We start from the raw sequence: 15,409 nt of genomic DNA on the forward strand, positions 1-15,409 counted from the left end.
AAAACGTGAAGATCAAACCGCAACATGTTCACTTGTGCCTGGGCATTCTGTTCATGCTTGGTTCAATTGCCGCTTACATGAAGGGACTGCCGCCGGTTGCCGTACTTTGTGTGTTCGGTGGCATCGTCGCACTGGTTCATTGGAAGGCTGCCAAAGCCGGCATCATTGACCAGTGACCAGCCCTAGAGACCCATGCCGGTCTCAAGGTCTCAAGGTCTCAGAACCAGGACGTAAAGGTTTGCCACAAACCCTTATCCTTCTTCCTGTGTCGAACGTGCGTATTCGCAGCTAGTCTGCCTTGGTAGGTACGGCAGGTGCCGGTGAAGGTTTTGTTCGACGTTGTCTTCAAGGTCACCCTAGCCCCCAGTTTTTGATTTTCGCACGCCGCGAATGCCGCCGCGCTGGGGGCTGGACCCCGATCGCGCGCGGCCTGGTCAGCTTGAGCGACTGTGGCGGTGAGCACCCCGGTGCCCGCAAGGGTAATCAGCAAGGCAAGGCGTTTAATGGGGGAGGCGTTCATGCTCAGCATTGTCCTGAGTTGCTGTGAGAGTTGCCCAAGGTTGATTCCGCTCCCGATTGTGTGCAACTCAAAACAGACCCACAAAATTCTTCCTAGCGAACCGGCCAACCGCAAAGGCCCTAAACCGGACATAAACCTTCGGCTTTATGTCCGCAGTAGGTGCAAAGTACAGCTTGAGCGGGCGATTGGAGAAATCGGTCGTCTACATTTTGTGTCTTTGCTCTACAAGTGGGAGCATGTGCTTGGCGAGAAGTCAGCTATCGCCGATGCATGATTCAATGAACCATCCATTCAGACTCAAAGGCACCCAATGACCAACGTGATTCAGAAAGCGATTCAAACACTGAGCAGCTCCGTCAATGTTTCTACCGGGCTGGCACATCCTAACGACATGAATAAGGCCAGGGAGCTGTTCAGCATTCTCCACAAGAACGGTGTGCTGCTGGTGAAGGCGGAGATTGTCGACGCCGCAGTGAGTTCAAACTGGAAGCTGGCTGATGCCGAGGAACTCGGCACGATTGGCCAGCAGATCGGAGAAGGGAAGGCCGCACGGGTTAAAGATGGCCCTTGGTGGGCAACAGATCTCTACACGAAATTGACGCATTAACCGACTTCAGCATAACCAGTCTGGCTATTCCTGTATTGCCGACCTTGAACCCAGGCCTACACAGCAAGCTGACATGTGAATAACGGTGGGTTCTGGCACAGCGTAAAGGCGCGGATGCTTGAGTAGACAACTCAAAGCAGAGCCCTCCAATGAAGTCTTTCAAAGCTAAATCGAGCCCAACCTCCCAGGGCGACCTGTTCGGCATCGAACAGGTCGCCAATCTGTACAAAGGCAATCCTAATACCCCGTTGAAAAACGCCGACCTCTACCGTCTGCTTTCCAAGCAGAGGGGGCTGGATTCCGGCGTGGACGACATTCGTGAGCCCGTAGGCAGTTCAGGTCAGAAGCACAATTTAGCGCACCGGTCTGCCCGGTGGTGCCAGCAATCTCTAAAGCATATGGGGATCATAGAACGCATCCCAGGTACTCGGGGAGTTTGGGGGCTGACTGAGCAAGCTAAGCGTGAGTTGAACGCCGCGAAACCGGGTGTGAAGGTACTAGGCTTCAGGACTGATCTTGGCGTGGCCATCTTTGGCCCGAGCGGCGACATTTTCAAAAACATGCGAATTCCTGTGACTCTGTGCCTCACGTCCCCCCCATACCCATTGGCAAAGTCGAGGCGCTACGGAAATCCGGATGAGCGTGAAATTGTAAATTTCATTCTTGAAACGCTGACCCCTATTATTGAAAACCTGACTGAGGATGGCAGTCTGTGCATCAACACGTCACAGGATGTGTTCATGCCGGGATCGCCTGCTCGCTCTACATACATTGAGCGGCTTATCCTGGCCATCTGCGACACCTTCAATCTGAGCCTCATGGAACGAGCCATATGGAGCAATCCGAGCAAGGCCCCGGGCCCGGTGCAGTGGGCAAGCAAGAGTAGGCAACAACTGAATGTTGGATACGAACCCATACTGATTTTTGCCAAAAATCCTCACCTCGTAAAAGCGGACAATCGACGGGTTCTGGAGCCGCATACGGATCGACATCTCAAGTTGATTGCTAACGGCGGGGAGCGACGCGAAGCCAGTTACAGTGATGGGGCATATCGTTTGCGAGTGGGGAGCTTCGGCGGCGAAACTGCAGGAAGAATCCCCAAGAATGTGATCACAAGAGGACACCGTTGTGCCTACGGCCTTCAGTATCAGAAGGCAGCCACCGCTTTGGGGCTACCCGTGCACGGCGCCGGCCAACCATTGTCGATCGCTGACTTTCTTATTCGATTCCTCAGTGATGAGCAGGACTTAGTGGTAGACCCGTTCGGAGGTCGTATGATGACAGGCCTAGCAGCCGAGATGCTGAACCGAACTTGGATGTGTGGAGAATTGAATCTTCAATACGTTCGGGGCGGTGCAGAGCTATTCCGGGATAAACCCGGATTCCACCTCAACCCGGATATTGAAAGGGCCTTCGCGAAATAGACCTGGTACCCTGGAGCGCAATTTGACTGCCATTGATGTGAAACTTCTCCCCGGGTATTTCGAGAAGTACTGCTGGGAAAAACACCATGGTGTGTACGGCTACCCTTCAGATACCTTCCCTTCGTTCCGCTGGATAAAGTCGCTTGAGGAGCGCGGTGCCTGGCTTGCCTCGGCGACTGAGATGAAGACAGCACCGACGAATCTGATTCGTGAACTTCTTGATTGGGGTGGAGGTGCTGGTCCTCGAGTGAAGTTCGAAGTGGGTTTGGGGAATGTTAGCCTGCTGGCGCAAACTCAGTTGGTGGTTGGCAACATCAATAATCCCAAAATTGCAATTGAAAAGGCCCTTCTGATCCCGGGTTGCGGCCTAACGTACGCTTCCAAATTTTTGAGATTTCTCCGACCAGAGATCCACGCGAGTCTGGATAATCGGATTCGACGGGCGCTGGTGAAGAACGGGTTGTTGGGCCTTATTACAGATGGTAACGACCCATCTATGATCCGTGGGTACGTTGCGTTCTTAGAGCTGCTCTCGAAGCTCATGATGGAATTAGAGCAAGCTCATATCAACCGGCCGGACTGCGACTTACCCCGAGGCATTTCACCTTCTGGCTGGCGGGTTGCTGACATTGAGATGGCCCTTTTCGCCTGGGCGGACCAGTAATTTAAAAAACCAAGGAGGCAGTTCTTTCGGTCAAGTGAATACAGGCCGATCGAATCTGCTCCTTGGGGTAGCGTGCGCCGCAACCTGGCCTTCAGAACAGCATTTTGCGGCCTACGATAAGCCACCTCCTCATCGCTGTACTTCTCCGATCGACCGCTGACCCCCTGAGATTTCTAGGGTGTGTTTTGGCGTGCACGCTATCTAGCGTTATGAAAATCTGCTCGCCACTCAACAGTGGCTTGAACATGAAACGGCCCCCGAATATTCCTGTTAACCGGTACACGCGAAAGACCCGGTTGAACCGCACCTTAGATATCCCCGCAGCGGCAGTTAGCGAGCGAGAGGAAATTGAACTCCTCTTGAACAGGCTACAGCGCGCGTCTGTTTCGGTTCTGTATGCAGGACAGGAGCGGGGAACAGTTCATGTGCTTGAACGCTGGGTACCTACCGCGGGCGGTTACCGCGCCATGTTTACCCCTGGAATCATCGACGCACTGGGTGAAGGCTTAGCGCCGTTGGCCAAGCTCCGGCGACTGACCGAGATTTCCTACTGATAACCAAAGTAGCCATCGATCAGGCAGGTTGAATAATCGCTACCGCTCGTTATGCATATCGCAGGCGGTTACGAGGAGACCGGCTTCATACCTCGGCCGAGCCGCAAAACACTTCGCAATGGGCAAGTACGTCTGAACCCAATGTTCAGGCGGGTCAATCTGGAGGAATTCATGACCGAAAATATCAACTGGACCATCCCAACGCTCTATTCCGCACTTGTGGAGTTGGATCTCGTTCAAAACAACGAGATCACGGTAGAACAGACTGATTCCGCGCAGTCGGCGTTGAAGCTCGTGATGAACGAATTCGGCGGTCAGCCGATTTACATCGCGATTTCCGGCGATCAGATCCTGGTGGAGGCGTTGTTGGTTGAAGCCAATCAGGTCAGGAACCGTGTTGAATTCAATGACGCCGTGCTTCGCAGCCGGGATCTGTTTCCTCTGTCCTCCATCGGCATCAAAACGCTTTCCAGTGGTGATGTCGTCTACGACATGTTCGGCGCCCTGGCGGCAGCCTCCAGTCTCCATGTTGTCGTGCACGAGGTCCTGACGCTGGCCACCAACGTGACCAGTGCCGTGCAAGCACTCGAACACCATTTCGAAATCTGACCTGGCCATAAGGACCTCTAAATGAACTTTTTGCAAAAACTTGCCACCGCATTGCGCGGTGGCGCGACCGAAGTTGGCGAGGCAATCGTAGACTCGCAGGCATTGCGAATTCTGGATCAGGAGATTCGGGATGCTGACGCTCGAATCCTCAAGGCTCGAGATGCCCTGGTCTCTATCAAGGCCAAGCACAAACTTGCCGTTCAGCGTGTTGATGAGCACAACAAAAACATCACCAATTGGGAGCAGAAAGCCCTGGCAGCTCTCAACAAAGGTGAAGAAGGCCTCGCGACGGAGTGTGCCGTCAAGATCGCGGAATTAACCTCGGCCCGGGATCAGGAAAAAGCGGTTGCCGACCAGTTCGGTTCGGATGTAGAGGTCCTGAGTAACCAAGTAGCGAAGACAGAAGGTCAGATCAAATCGCTTCGCCAACAAGCTGACCTCGCAAGGGCACGTGATAGCGTCCAGTCAGCTCAAATAAGTGGTGCAGCTGCAACAGGTGGGGCGAACGGTAGCCTTGAAACCGCCGTTGGAACTTTGGCTCGGCTCAAACAGCAGCAGAATGAACGCCAAGCACGACTGGATTCCGCTGAGGAGCTGAATGCTCAGGCGAACGGGAGCGATCTCGAGAAGCGGCTGCAGGAAGCTGGGATCGGAGCGAAGCCGGCTGGCGCTGATGAAGTCTTGTCCCGTCTGCGGGCACAGGCCCAAGGTCAAGCAAACATCGCCGAGCAATAATTAAGTCTGGGTGGGCCGGCGGAAAATCCGTCGGCCTATTTTTTGGTCCGGACTCGGTGGCGAAAGATGAAAGCAGGGCGAAATGTAAAAGTCATATTGAGTCTGGCTGCATTGCTCGTGGCTGTTGAGCTGTTCAATGTTGGAACCAACAATTCACTTCTGCAGTTCGGGATTGTCCCGAGAAAGTTTGAGGGGCTTGTTGGTGTCTTGATTTCCCCGTTTGTTCACGCGTCGGTAATGCATCTGTTTGGAAACCTATTGCCGTTCATAGTTCTCAGTTGGTTAGTCGCAATTCAAGGAATCGAGCACTATTTCAAAGTGGCTGCGATGGTTTCTGTTGTCGGTGGCCTCCTGGTTTGGGTGTTCGGGAGAGATGCATATCACGTGGGCGCGAGCGGTCTAATTTTTGGCCTTTGGACATTTCTGATCGCCAGGGCTTGGTACCAGCGCAGTTTCCAGAATTTAATCTTGGCCACCGTCGCATTCCTGGGTTACAGCGGTCTGGTGCTTGGTTTCCTTCCGTCATCTGGTACGTCATTCGAATCACATATTGCCGGTGCATTTGCGGGTATCGCGACAGCCTGGTTGAAGCGGTCGAAATCCGTTGCACCTATTGCCGCGTGAATTTCTAACCCCCGTTTTGACTGGCAGATTTTTTATCAGCCGTTAACTTCCTGCCATCCGCTCGGAACTGCCATCGGGGGTTGTTGTTGATGTCGCTGCTTCTTCTGTTGAGAGCCCACACGGCTGCTTTTTTCGAGAGATTCGGATGGGCAGGCATAGGGCTCATGCTGGTACTGCACTTTGGGATTTCGTATGCGCTCTTATTCATTGCTGGCGAAGACCATCTGTTGAGTTGCATTGACTTCCTCTACTTCTACTGCACCACAGCTACAACGGTGGGTTACGGCGATATGTCCCCGAAGTCCGGTCTGGGTAAGACCATCACCGCGCTTTGGATAATGTTTGGCGGGATTGCCTTGCTGACAACGGTTATTGGTAAGGCAACAACATCAGTCAGTGTCCTCTGGAGACGGAAAATGAAAGGAATGGGCGATTACTCCACCCTTACAGGGCACACCGTGTTGATTGGCTGGGACGGCGAGTCTAGTGAGCGGATTGTCGAACTGCTTTCCCAGGATGAGGCATCACGCGGTGACGAAATGGTCATTTGTGATGCGTTAACGCTCGAAAATCCTATGCCCGGTAAAGCGTCGTTTGTGAAAGGCGATTCGCTGGATTCACCAATCCTTCTGAAGCGCGCAGGTGTCTCTGGGGCCCATCGAATTCTCGTTCGCACACAATCGGACAACCTCACGCTAGCGATCGTCCTCACCCTCAAGCAGTTGGCCCCAAAAGGGCATGTGGTTGCCCACTTCAATGATTCAGAGCGGGCTGCTCTCGCCAAGACATACGCGCCGGAATTGGAATGCACCTCAAACATGGCGATCGAGATGCTTGTGCGTTCATCGCAGGACCCAGGCTCAAGCATCGTCATTCATGAACTGCTGTGCGTGGGGAAGGGGGCGACGCAGTTTCGTTACGTCTTGCCTGATGGGTTTTCCACGAATTGTGGCGATCTCTACATCAGGTTGAGAAAGGAGTTCAGTGCGACGCTGATTGGTTATCGAGCCCTTGGGAGTAATGAATTCGACATCAACCCTGCCAACGCGATCGAAGTCCGTGGTGGGGAAATCTTTTACATCGCTTCGGAACGCCTTGAAGGAGGCTCGCTATGAAATGGCTGAAACGCATGATGGGTTTTGAAGCACCGCTGCCTTCCGCAACAGCCGGGCTAAAGGCGCCGGCAGTCGTCGGTAACCCATTCGGCTTGGCACCACGCCGGATGCTGGATCTCGATGACTCTCTCAAGCTGCTGCTCAATGGTCATTCTGAGTTGGAGGTTCCAAGTAAAGAGGTTGTATGGGCCGTCGGCGAGGTCGACCTTGGACAGTCTATTCGCCTGTCACGCTTTTACTTCGAGAACGAAGATTACTGGCTGCAGTGCCTGATGAGCGGGCCGGCATCCACCGATGTTCAGGACGTCATCCTATTCGGTTACTTCTCTGTTGTTCCGATCAACAGTGAGGCCGAGTTGAAACGCCTGGTCGGCCCCGAGTCGCCTATCGGCATGCCAACGTACGAACACTCCGGTTGGGAATATCAGCGGCAGTGGGGCAGTGAGCTCGGCCAAACGGAACTCACACCATTTACAGAGCATGTCTCGAATCCGGAAGAGTCCTACCAAATAAAGCATCTGAGCATGCTTTACGCCCGCGATACCGGATTACTCGATCGACGGGAGTTTCTGCTCTTGTCGGTTGAAGAAGATGGGGAGGGCGTTATCTCTCTTACGACCTCCATCGGGGTAACTCTGCAATCCACTGACTTCAATGTCATCTAAAAGGAAGCATCAATGCTTGACGCACTTCGTTTGTCACTCAACTCCCAGGCTGTGTTGGCCTTTCTTGTCTACATCGTAGTCGCCGCCATCCTGTTTGCGCTCTTTCAGTTTGTCTACACCCGGCTCACGCCGCACAAGGAATTCGAACTGATTCGAGAAGGCAACACGGCGGCCGCTCTTGCATTGGGTGGCGCATTGATCGGCTTCGCGATCCCAGCAAGCAACATCATCACCTACAGCGTCAGCGTGCTGGATGCAGTTGTTTGGGCGGTTATTGCAGCCGTTGTTCAGCTGCTGGCTTTTTTCGCCACCAGCCTAGTCCTGAAGGGGCTGTCTGGGCGTATCGCAAGAGGGGAGCTCGCATCGGCCATTTACGCTGGTTGCGTCGCGATCAGCGTTGGTCTTCTGAACGCCGCATGCATGACCCCGGCGGCCTGAGACTGGAATAAAAGGAGATCATGATGAGACGCAGTTCTTTGAAGCTGGTGCTCGCCAGTACGTTGCCCTTAGCTATCAGTGCCTGTACGCCGGCCGAGCCGAAGCTCACCTTTAGCGCAAAGCAGACATTTCAATCTGTACAGGACTGTGCCGACAAAAAGGTCCCTGTCGATGTCTGTTCGGCTGCTTTTATGCAAGCGCTGTCTGACCACAACCGTATTGCGCCAAAGTACGACGACAAGGCGGCTTGCGAGGCCGATTTCGTTCCTGACTACTGCCAGCAAACCTCTGACGGTCAGTTCATGCCAAAGCTCGGCGGCTTTGAGTTGGCCATCTCCGGTGAAATTCCGAAAAAAGACGTAGATGCAGCGCGACACCAGGTTGAGCAGGCCGGAAACGGTTTCAGTGGTGGCGGTGGCGGTGGAGGTGGCGAGGGCAGTGGTTTCCTGAATGGTTTGCTGATCGGCAACCTGCTGAGCAACCGAAGCAGCGGTACGCAGTTTGTCGCCCAACCGATCTACCAAACGCGTGATAGTCGAGGCTCTTACGAGACTTCGACGCTGTCGCGTCAGATCGACGAAGGCAAAACGTTCAGTCGCTCGATGCAAGCTAAGTACTCTTCAACCGATACCTACACCCAGGCAACCTTGGGTCGTAGCCTGGGTGGTGGTTCTGGAACGAGCATGTCTTCCGCATCATCGTCCATCTCCCGTGGTGGTTTTGGCGCACAAGCCACCGCACGTAGCGGGTGGAGCGGAAAAAGCGGCGGAAGTATTAGCGTCGGTGGCTAACCAGGATCGTTAAAAATGAAAAAAATCAGCATTGAAGAACGCCCAAACTGGCGCGAAACAGCGGCCCGTGAAAACTTTGATTTTCACACGATCGGTGGTGAGCGCTATTGGGATGAGCGTGGTTACTACCAGTTCACTGAGGCTCAGATTGCCAAGGACATTGAAGCTCCAACGGAGGAGCTACACGCAATGTGCTTGGACGTTGTCGAGCGGGTTGTTGAGAGTGAGGAGCTGATGACCCGCCTGGCGATTCCTGAGGCGTTCTTCGATCTGGTTCGAACATCCTGGAAGGAAGGGCATCCACACTTGTATGGGCGGTTCGACTTCAGTTACGACGGCAACGGCCCAGCCAAGTTGCTGGAGGCAAATATGGATACACCCACTTCCCTTTATGAGGCGGGTGCATTTCAGCTGATATGGCTGGAGGAGTTGTTGGCTCGTGGAGCCTTGCCCGCCCATGCCACGCAGTTCAATTCCTTAGCCGCGGATCTAATCCAAGCCTTTCACGCTTTGCGTGAAGGTGGGCCTTTCTATTTCTCTGCGATGTCTGGGTCCATCGAGGACCGTGGCACGACAGATTTCATGCGGAAAATGGCCGAACATGCGGGTATTGAGACCAGGCATATCGACATCGAGGATATTGGCCTGACTCCAGATGGACGGTTCGTCGATCTGGAAGAGCGCTGGATCGAGCGAATCTTCAAGCTGCACGCATGGGAGCATGTTTTTGTTGAGCCGCATGGTGCGGCAATTCCATCCTGTGACACCCAGTTCATCGAACCAGCCTGGAAGTCGATTATCTCGAACAAGGGGATTCTGCCCTTGCTTTGGCAGTTCAACAAAGGCCACCCAAACCTACTGCCGGCATTCGTCGACCTTGATCCTCTGTCAGCAGTCCCCAAAGGGTGGGTGAGGAAGCCGTATTTCTCTCGCGAGGGTTCCAACATCGAAATTCGAACGACGTCAGATGAGGTTGTGTTCGAGGATGGCCCATACAATGACGCACCATACATCCTTCAGGAATTTGCGGCGTTGCCGAAGTTCGACCAGAGCTACACGCTCATCGGCTCCTGGGTCGTGGGTGATCGCGCCTCCGGTATCGGCATTCGTGAGGACGACAGCATCATCACAAAGGACAGCAGCCGGTTTCTTCCACACATCGTGATTGATTGAACACTGTCCGGACTCGGTGACCTGGCCAGGAATCGCACTTATCTGGCCAGTTACCAATTCATGTTCGACAGCGAACAACCTACAACGAGCGCTGGAGTGTAACTACTAACCCCGGACTGAATTCGGATCGAAGTGGTGGCGGGGTCTGAACAGGCAGAGCTTCTGGATGTTTAGGCTTGAGATGGGCTGCGGAATGGCTGGCCGCGGCCGTTACACTCAACTGAATCATCAACAGGTAAGGAAGCGGTAATGAAGTTCGAGGTAAATCCCACATTCGAAAAATCTCGACATGAACCCTACAGGTGGGGGAGTCGATGGGGTATGGCGGCTTTGGCCCTGTTCATTTTCTATTCGGCCCAGATCGCAACCGTCGCAATTGTGGGGCAAGAGAATTGGAATTCTCTTTGGATGGTTGGTGCACACGGGATCACTGGTGCGGCTTTATTGCTGCTCGTACTAGTCCAACACCGTAATAGTGGAGGTATCAGAGCACTGGCCGGGCACAACATAGGGAGGGCGCTGCGATCCGGCTTGCCATTGATTGTGGTTGCTTACGTCGTGGGGATGTTCCTAGACGTGAAACTCGGGTTCAACCGGGAACCGTTCATGGCAAATTTGCTATCCAAATTCTCGACAGGCCAGATTGTTCTGTTCCTGGTGATGCTCGTTGTCCTGCCGCCGCTCAGTGAGGAGCTCTTGTTTCGCCAATTTCTCATTCGGCTGTTTCCAATCACCAAGCGATCCTGGCAGTGGGTCGGCGTCATTGTGGTTGCCACAGTTTTTATGCTTACCCACGGCCAGTATAAAAATTGGCCGTCGTTTCTCTTGTTGGGGTGCTTGGGCGTCATTTTGGGTGTAGCGCGTATCGCTACTGGAGGCCTGGTTGCGCCGATATTGCTACACAGCTTTGCAGAGGTTGCCGGCATGACTTCCGACCTAGTCCTTGCCAATTTCGAGTAACCGGGATTTTAGACAACTAGTGATAGTTCTCTACATGCTGTCCTCAGTTTTGGCCGCATGTATCAGCTGGGTTCGAGCTTGAAGCGAAGGATGCTTTCGAGCTCCTAAGAAAGTGACAGGCACAAAAAAGCCAGGGCAATCCCTGGCTTTTTCGCTCAGCTATTTACTGAACCCAAGATTCTACAGTTTCAGCGCCGTACTTTGCCTTCCATTCTTTCAGGCCCTTGTGATTGCCACCTTTGGTTTCGATGACTTCGCCGTTGTGCGGGTTCTTGTATTGTTTAACTTTGCGAGCAGCTCTTGTGTTACCGGCTTTGGTGGTAGAGGCCGCATTTTTGCTGACAGCCTTCGGATCGAGGAGTGCGATGATGTCACGCAGGCTCTTGCTGTACTCGCCCATCAGCGATTTCAGCTTGGTTTCGAATTCGATTTCTTTCTGCAGGCCGTCGTTGGTTTTCAACGACTCCAGGCGGCTTTGGAGCTCTTTAATCGCTTCTTCGGTGGCACGGTATTCGTTGATCAAGGACATGGTTGCTCCCTCAGTATTGACCCCGTCCTGGGCCGCGGTGACAAAACCCCAGTGCCGAGAGGCAACTGCCATGGTTTCGTTGTTGTGTTCGTCTAGAAGCGAAACTAATCGCTCAGCATTGGGATTAAAATCAACGCTGTAGTGTCAATGTTACATCGACTCAAGTTTGCCACCATTGGAAATGTGAAGTCCACACACAACTGATGAAACATTTAAGAGCTGTGGGGCTAAGCGCGAAATGTAATCTGTCGGAGAGCCTGTCTAGAGGCAGGAGAAATTCCGGGCCTGGTTTTGAGTTGTGACGCTAAACGTGCATGTGCACGATTATCCATAACTGATTTACCTACCAGTTATGAGGTTATTAACGATGACAATTGGAACAATTGATCTGCCCCCAAAAGCTCTTCGAAAAGTCAAAGCGCGTTCGATCATTGGCCTTATGTGCATCTTGGCATACGTCGGTTGGGGTGCTCTGCAGATCTACTTTCAGTTCTCGAGCGACTCGGCCCTGTGGGCAAATCCGGTGGCCGAACCGATGAATACCAACTTGAATTACCTGGTTTATTGGGCACGGTTTCTGACAGTGCTAGGGGCGCTCGGTCTTTACTATTGCTTCTCTTGGGCCGGTGGTGGCTGTGGAGCTCTTTATGCGGTCCTGGCATTCGCACAATGGGTGGTAATCATGCAGACCGATCGTGCGCAGGTCGTCCAAGGGTTGGCATTTGTTGCCGGCATTTGATCGGTTCCGTAGCCCCTGTTGCAGAGCCCACCATTGTTGGTCGAAGGGGTCGCCAATAGCTCCATGAGCTCCTTCTCAGTCTGAAAAGCCAGAAACGAGGGTAACGATGATCGAAGAATCAATAACCAATGCGCCCCACCTCAAAACAACGGCGAGCACGACTCTTCGCGTTCTTTCTGTTTTGGCCTGTGTCTGCTGGGTCGCCCTGTATTTCTATTTCGAGATCCCCTTTGACTCACTTCTCTGGGGGGAAGAGTTAAAACAATCATCGAGCTTCAATATGCGTTTTCTGGCCTTCGGGCTTCAGATCATGCAGATCTGTTTCGTTCTGCCGGTTGTTTACCTGGTCCTATCCGGACGAGTCTCCCTTGCGGCATTGTATGGCGTGATTTGGTTGTCCCAAGGGCCGTTCGCTAGGGGCTTGGCGTACGTAGCGGGGTATTGAGTGAGCTGCATAGAGGGCGTCAAAAGAGGGAGTGCTGGATACCAACGTAAACCAGCGCTCCTCGATCTTGTCGACCACCTATCAGAGAGCAAACCTAATTTGTTCCTGGCGCTGCGTGTTGATGATGCAGGGATGGCCAACCTCATCGAGATGCCCAGAGGCAAGATCGACCATCAGCGAAAACGACTCGTGCTGTGGGTGGACAAAGCAATCGAGGACGATCAGTGTCATCGTGAAGCCTGGCTCTGCCTCTAACACCAGCAGGTCACCCTCTGCCGAAACCCCGCGAACCACGCCATAGTCAAATGGGGTGATCGACAGGACGTCCCACTGCATATGCTCACTGACGTCCAATCACCGCCGGCCGGGCTGGCGGGCTTAGCCTCCGACGCGCACATCTGCGCTTTGTGAGCAATGTTCAACACCCATTGTGCATGTGGTTCCTTGCCCAGGTACGGCCCAAGGAGCGTGCTGCAGGTATTGAAGCTTGCGCCTGGCACCAGTAGGTGTGCGTGCATCTCTACCAGGTGCAGGCGAGCTGATGCATAGATCGACATCCACACTTCTTCAGAGACTTGATCAACACAGGGTATGTCGGAATCAACGGTTCAAATGTGTGAGCGCTTCGTGCACTGCGCGGAGAGGTTAACCGCATTACTTGAGTGCACTAGAACCCTGCATCGGCTCAGCAGATTAAGACGTGACCAAACTGCCGGTGTTTTTGCTGGCTTTTGATGGATGCGACGTTAACCTGTCGGCTGTAGCGAGGCCAAGAAATTGGACCTTAAGATCTTCTCGTGGGATACGAACCTCAGCAAAAAGGAACGAGGCTATGAAGGACACCAGAATACTTCGAGGCGCTCCGAACAGGGCAGTTCCAGTCGAGGTTTTGAAAAAATATATCGAGCGCTTGGGGACTGAGATTGTATCCGTGACGAATGGCGGGGCAATGTTTACGGGATGCATCCTCAGAAGTTGGCGTGAGCAGGATGGTGTCTATGAGATCGTATTTTGCGAGACGGCGCTGAGGTGTCTCAAGGCTACCGACGACCCACGTTTGGACATCGTTGACACGCTGTTTTCTGCCATTGAGGAAGAGCCAGTGGTTAAGACAAAGTCTCCAGGATGGTTTGCAAACGTAAAATCACCTGTCGGCGAGCTAACGACAACGATGGCGTACGTTTGGTTTGCATGCACGATTGCCGGACCCTTACTCACCTATATCGACAGCCCAACGATTGTCCAACTCGGTAAGGGCCTGATGATGATGAGCCTTGGCTACCTAATATTTGGGCTCGGCTTGAAACGCTCTGCGCCATCCCCCCTCAATCGGGCTAACACCAAGAAAATCTAAACGCCTTTCACCTTAGGTGCAGTTGTCGACAAGCCCACGGTAAGTCATTTATCGAGCCGTATGATTGTTGGCTGAAGGCTAGTGAAAATCCCATCATTGACTGGTTGGGTAATAGAGGTCCCCTTGCAATACGAAAATTTTGTTGATGTGGTTTTGCCCGAAGAGGTTTGGCAGAGCGTTATGGACATGACCTGGGAATGTGCCTCTGGTTTATTCCTGGAACCAATGAGTGAAAGGCATCCGTTGTTCGACTGGCAGCGAGCCATTCTCGAAGAGGAATACAACAACTACATGATCTACACGGTGCCCCAATTGATCACCGATGTAGGACGATTTTCCACAGGCGTAGTTCTCGCTCGCGATCCTGTGAGGGAGTGTGCTGCTGGGTTTATTTTGTACAGCCGTGATCTGCGAAGCGACGATATCGTTGGCATCATCGGAACGGCGGTTCGAAAGGAATACCGATTGCAGGGCGTCATGACGGAAATGATCAAGGAACTACGAAAATCTGTCCGAGACATTGGCCTGAGCTGTTCGTTGGGTTTGGTGCACGTCTACCATGGCCTCGGGTTTGAGGTGCGTGGTGAGCAAGGCGCTCAGGTCAGGATGGGCTGGGGCGGTCCAGGCGGTGAGATGGCTCGGTTTCGGGAAGCTTCGTTCGACAACGTTGATACCGTACAAGCGGCGCTCGCCCGACTTCGCGACAAGCTTGGTGAGTCTTATGGCCGGGTCTTTTCCGATCGCATCGGTGAAATTGAGGCAGAAACCCTGAAGGTCAAAAATTACATCCAACAATGGCAGGCAGATCCCTCACTGCTTCCCTAAGCGTACGGTCCGGCCACACCCTGGCATGCGCATGGAACAAGCACTGAATCATTAATGACGGAAAGGGCGTAGACACCGTCCTTGGCATTGATCACCGCTGGCTTCGCTGCTGAAAATGCCTTGCGCCCTTTCCCATCCGGGGTTTCGCGTTTGCTTTTCTCCCGATGGTAGGTGCGTGTGTGCGGATGAGCTTGTTGTTCATTTTGTTTTTTAAGACCTGGCATTTCAGGCCTGAAGGAGTAACGGCTGCAATGGGGAAAAAATGGATCGGTACGCACCTTCCCTACGGCGCCCCGAAGACCATCATCATTCGATGAATGAAGCCGACCTTGGTCGGCGAGAGCCGATGCGCGAGTCAAATGCTTTTTCTACGAATACCAGGAGAGGCACTATGTCGACCCAAGCGAAATTCAATGCACACATCACAGTGATTGTTGCTGCAGATTCCAAGGAGGATTTTGATCTTGCGCTCGCGAAGGCCCTAGAGCAGGTGGCTAAAGCGGAGTCCGAGAGAAAACCCAGGGATACCCAGAATTTGCCGGGGCGTCGGGCTCAATACACTTATGTGTTTGATACCAAGCAGCCTGATATAGATAAACCCCTGCCAGCCATTCCTCCTCGAGTTTAAAGGTAAAACA

Annotated in this window: 21 protein-coding genes; 18 read left to right on the forward strand and 3 right to left on the reverse strand. The window is 53.2% G+C overall.

The features are described from left to right. Window positions 1-5: 5 nt before the first annotated feature. A complete protein-coding gene (locus ACQKP2_RS13420; protein ID WP_427577079.1) occupies window positions 6-176 on the forward strand; it encodes a hypothetical protein in 171 nt (56 codons plus the stop codon). Window positions 177-217: 41 nt separating this feature from the next. Here the strand turns inward: ACQKP2_RS13420 and ACQKP2_RS13425 are convergent, their stop codons facing one another. Next, window positions 218-520 (reverse strand): hypothetical protein, encoded by a 303-nt coding sequence (locus tag ACQKP2_RS13425; protein ID WP_427577080.1) that lies wholly within the window; start codon window positions 518-520, stop codon window positions 218-220. 310 nt (window positions 521-830) lie between these two features. Between ACQKP2_RS13425 and ACQKP2_RS13430 the strand changes: the two genes are divergently transcribed. From ACQKP2_RS13430 to ACQKP2_RS13485, 12 genes are all read left to right on the forward strand, one after another. Then, entirely contained in the window at window positions 831-1,127 is a 297-nt protein-coding gene (locus ACQKP2_RS13430; protein WP_427577081.1) for a hypothetical protein, read from the forward strand. 149 nt (window positions 1,128-1,276) lie between these two features. Continuing rightward, complete coding sequence (locus tag ACQKP2_RS13435; protein ID WP_427577082.1) at window positions 1,277-2,551, forward strand: DNA methyltransferase; 1,275 nt, start codon at window positions 1,277-1,279, stop codon at window positions 2,549-2,551. Between the two features lie 22 nt (window positions 2,552-2,573). Next, window positions 2,574-3,215 (forward strand): hypothetical protein, encoded by a 642-nt coding sequence (locus ACQKP2_RS13440; RefSeq protein ID WP_427577083.1) that lies wholly within the window; start codon window positions 2,574-2,576, stop codon window positions 3,213-3,215. Window positions 3,216-3,940: 725 nt separating this feature from the next. Then, entirely contained in the window at window positions 3,941-4,378 is a 438-nt protein-coding gene (locus ACQKP2_RS13445; RefSeq protein WP_427577084.1) for a YjfI family protein, read from the forward strand. Window positions 4,379-4,399: 21 nt separating this feature from the next. After that, complete coding sequence (locus ACQKP2_RS13450) at window positions 4,400-5,113, forward strand: PspA/IM30 family protein (protein WP_427577085.1); 714 nt, start codon at window positions 4,400-4,402, stop codon at window positions 5,111-5,113. A gap of 66 nt (window positions 5,114-5,179) precedes the next feature. Further along, the gene (locus ACQKP2_RS13455) at window positions 5,180-5,737 is read left to right on the forward strand and encodes a rhomboid family intramembrane serine protease (protein WP_427577086.1); all 558 of its coding nucleotides are present in this window, start codon (window positions 5,180-5,182) and stop codon (window positions 5,735-5,737) included. Between the two features lie 89 nt (window positions 5,738-5,826). Further along, window positions 5,827-6,852, forward strand: coding sequence for an ion channel (locus ACQKP2_RS13460; RefSeq protein WP_427577087.1), 1,026 nt, complete (start codon window positions 5,827-5,829; stop codon window positions 6,850-6,852). After that, window positions 6,849-7,517 (forward strand): DUF2491 family protein, encoded by a 669-nt coding sequence (locus ACQKP2_RS13465; protein ID WP_427577089.1) that lies wholly within the window; start codon window positions 6,849-6,851, stop codon window positions 7,515-7,517. Before ACQKP2_RS13460 ends, ACQKP2_RS13465 begins: the two co-directional genes overlap by 4 nt. 12 nt (window positions 7,518-7,529) lie before the next feature. Next, window positions 7,530-7,955 (forward strand): DUF350 domain-containing protein, encoded by a 426-nt coding sequence (locus tag ACQKP2_RS13470; RefSeq protein ID WP_427577090.1) that lies wholly within the window; start codon window positions 7,530-7,532, stop codon window positions 7,953-7,955. Window positions 7,956-7,978: 23 nt separating this feature from the next. Next, window positions 7,979-8,746 carry a DUF1190 domain-containing protein gene (locus ACQKP2_RS13475; protein WP_427577091.1) on the forward strand — a complete coding sequence of 256 codons (768 nt, stop codon included), beginning with the start codon at window positions 7,979-7,981 and terminating at the stop codon, window positions 8,744-8,746. 15 nt (window positions 8,747-8,761) lie between these two features. Next, entirely contained in the window at window positions 8,762-9,919 is a 1,158-nt protein-coding gene (locus tag ACQKP2_RS13480) for a glutathionylspermidine synthase family protein (RefSeq protein ID WP_427577092.1), read from the forward strand. Between the two features lie 249 nt (window positions 9,920-10,168). Further along, window positions 10,169-10,879, forward strand: a complete 711-nt coding sequence (locus ACQKP2_RS13485; protein WP_427577093.1) for a CPBP family intramembrane glutamic endopeptidase — start codon at window positions 10,169-10,171, stop codon at window positions 10,877-10,879. Between the two features lie 163 nt (window positions 10,880-11,042). On the opposite strand, the gene mvaT is transcribed toward ACQKP2_RS13485, so the two are convergent. Continuing rightward, the gene (gene mvaT / locus ACQKP2_RS13490; protein WP_427577094.1) at window positions 11,043-11,408 is read right to left on the reverse strand and encodes a histone-like nucleoid-structuring protein MvaT; all 366 of its coding nucleotides are present in this window, start codon (window positions 11,406-11,408) and stop codon (window positions 11,043-11,045) included. A 367-nt stretch (window positions 11,409-11,775) separates the two neighbouring features. Here mvaT and ACQKP2_RS13495 point away from each other — a divergent pair, with 367 nt between their 5' ends. Further along, window positions 11,776-12,147: a hypothetical protein gene (locus tag ACQKP2_RS13495; protein ID WP_427577095.1), complete on the forward strand. Its 372-nt coding sequence runs from the start codon at window positions 11,776-11,778 to the stop codon at window positions 12,145-12,147. Between the two features lie 106 nt (window positions 12,148-12,253). After that, the gene (locus tag ACQKP2_RS13500) at window positions 12,254-12,592 is read left to right on the forward strand and encodes a hypothetical protein (RefSeq protein ID WP_427577096.1); all 339 of its coding nucleotides are present in this window, start codon (window positions 12,254-12,256) and stop codon (window positions 12,590-12,592) included. 81 nt (window positions 12,593-12,673) lie between these two features. Here ACQKP2_RS13500 and ACQKP2_RS13505 read toward each other — a convergent pair whose 3' ends face one another. Next, the gene (locus ACQKP2_RS13505; protein WP_427577098.1) at window positions 12,674-12,928 is read right to left on the reverse strand and encodes a hypothetical protein; all 255 of its coding nucleotides are present in this window, start codon (window positions 12,926-12,928) and stop codon (window positions 12,674-12,676) included. A gap of 496 nt (window positions 12,929-13,424) precedes the next feature. On the opposite strand from ACQKP2_RS13505, the gene ACQKP2_RS13510 reads away from it, so the two are divergent. The 3 genes from ACQKP2_RS13510 to ACQKP2_RS13520 all read left to right on the forward strand — a co-directional run bounded on the left by ACQKP2_RS13510 (window position 13,425) and on the right by ACQKP2_RS13520 (window position 15,399). Further along, window positions 13,425-13,946, forward strand: a complete 522-nt coding sequence (locus tag ACQKP2_RS13510; RefSeq protein ID WP_427577099.1) for a hypothetical protein — start codon at window positions 13,425-13,427, stop codon at window positions 13,944-13,946. 123 nt (window positions 13,947-14,069) lie between these two features. Continuing rightward, entirely contained in the window at window positions 14,070-14,771 is a 702-nt protein-coding gene (locus ACQKP2_RS13515; RefSeq protein ID WP_427577101.1) for a GNAT family N-acetyltransferase, read from the forward strand. Between the two features lie 391 nt (window positions 14,772-15,162). Then, window positions 15,163-15,399 (forward strand): hypothetical protein, encoded by a 237-nt coding sequence (locus ACQKP2_RS13520; protein ID WP_427577102.1) that lies wholly within the window; start codon window positions 15,163-15,165, stop codon window positions 15,397-15,399. Window positions 15,400-15,409: the final 10 nt, after the last annotated feature.

The organism is Pseudomonas sp. NPDC089569, assembly GCF_050280625.1.
Taxonomy (GTDB): domain Bacteria; phylum Pseudomonadota; class Gammaproteobacteria; order Pseudomonadales; family Pseudomonadaceae; genus Aquipseudomonas.

What these genes read in the sequence shown, in the direction of transcription:
- ACQKP2_RS13455 (WP_427577086.1), top strand. Translation starts at nt 5,180, where the DNA reads ATGAAAGCAGGGCGAAATGTAAAAGTCATATTGAGTCTGGCTGCATTG.
- ACQKP2_RS13445 (WP_427577084.1), top strand. Translation starts at nt 3,941, where the DNA reads ATGACCGAAAATATCAACTGGACCATCCCAACGCTCTATTCCGCACTT.
- ACQKP2_RS13475 (WP_427577091.1), top strand. Translation starts at nt 7,979, where the DNA reads ATGAGACGCAGTTCTTTGAAGCTGGTGCTCGCCAGTACGTTGCCCTTA.
- ACQKP2_RS13430 (WP_427577081.1), top strand. Translation starts at nt 831, where the DNA reads ATGACCAACGTGATTCAGAAAGCGATTCAAACACTGAGCAGCTCCGTC.
- ACQKP2_RS13495 (WP_427577095.1), top strand. Translation starts at nt 11,776, where the DNA reads ATGACAATTGGAACAATTGATCTGCCCCCAAAAGCTCTTCGAAAAGTC.
- ACQKP2_RS13505 (WP_427577098.1), bottom strand. Translation starts at nt 12,928, where the DNA reads ATGCAGTGGGACGTCCTGTCGATCACCCCATTTGACTATGGCGTGGTT.
- ACQKP2_RS13500 (WP_427577096.1), top strand. Translation starts at nt 12,254, where the DNA reads ATGATCGAAGAATCAATAACCAATGCGCCCCACCTCAAAACAACGGCG.
- ACQKP2_RS13485 (WP_427577093.1), top strand. Translation starts at nt 10,169, where the DNA reads ATGAAGTTCGAGGTAAATCCCACATTCGAAAAATCTCGACATGAACCC.
- ACQKP2_RS13465 (WP_427577089.1), top strand. Translation starts at nt 6,849, where the DNA reads ATGAAATGGCTGAAACGCATGATGGGTTTTGAAGCACCGCTGCCTTCC.
- ACQKP2_RS13470 (WP_427577090.1), top strand. Translation starts at nt 7,530, where the DNA reads ATGCTTGACGCACTTCGTTTGTCACTCAACTCCCAGGCTGTGTTGGCC.
- ACQKP2_RS13480 (WP_427577092.1), top strand. Translation starts at nt 8,762, where the DNA reads ATGAAAAAAATCAGCATTGAAGAACGCCCAAACTGGCGCGAAACAGCG.
- ACQKP2_RS13450 (WP_427577085.1), top strand. Translation starts at nt 4,400, where the DNA reads ATGAACTTTTTGCAAAAACTTGCCACCGCATTGCGCGGTGGCGCGACC.
- ACQKP2_RS13510 (WP_427577099.1), top strand. Translation starts at nt 13,425, where the DNA reads ATGAAGGACACCAGAATACTTCGAGGCGCTCCGAACAGGGCAGTTCCA.
- ACQKP2_RS13425 (WP_427577080.1), bottom strand. Translation starts at nt 520, where the DNA reads ATGAACGCCTCCCCCATTAAACGCCTTGCCTTGCTGATTACCCTTGCG.
- ACQKP2_RS13520 (WP_427577102.1), top strand. Translation starts at nt 15,163, where the DNA reads ATGTCGACCCAAGCGAAATTCAATGCACACATCACAGTGATTGTTGCT.
- ACQKP2_RS13460 (WP_427577087.1), top strand. Translation starts at nt 5,827, where the DNA reads ATGTCGCTGCTTCTTCTGTTGAGAGCCCACACGGCTGCTTTTTTCGAG.
- ACQKP2_RS13435 (WP_427577082.1), top strand. Translation starts at nt 1,277, where the DNA reads ATGAAGTCTTTCAAAGCTAAATCGAGCCCAACCTCCCAGGGCGACCTG.
- mvaT (WP_427577094.1), bottom strand. Translation starts at nt 11,408, where the DNA reads ATGTCCTTGATCAACGAATACCGTGCCACCGAAGAAGCGATTAAAGAG.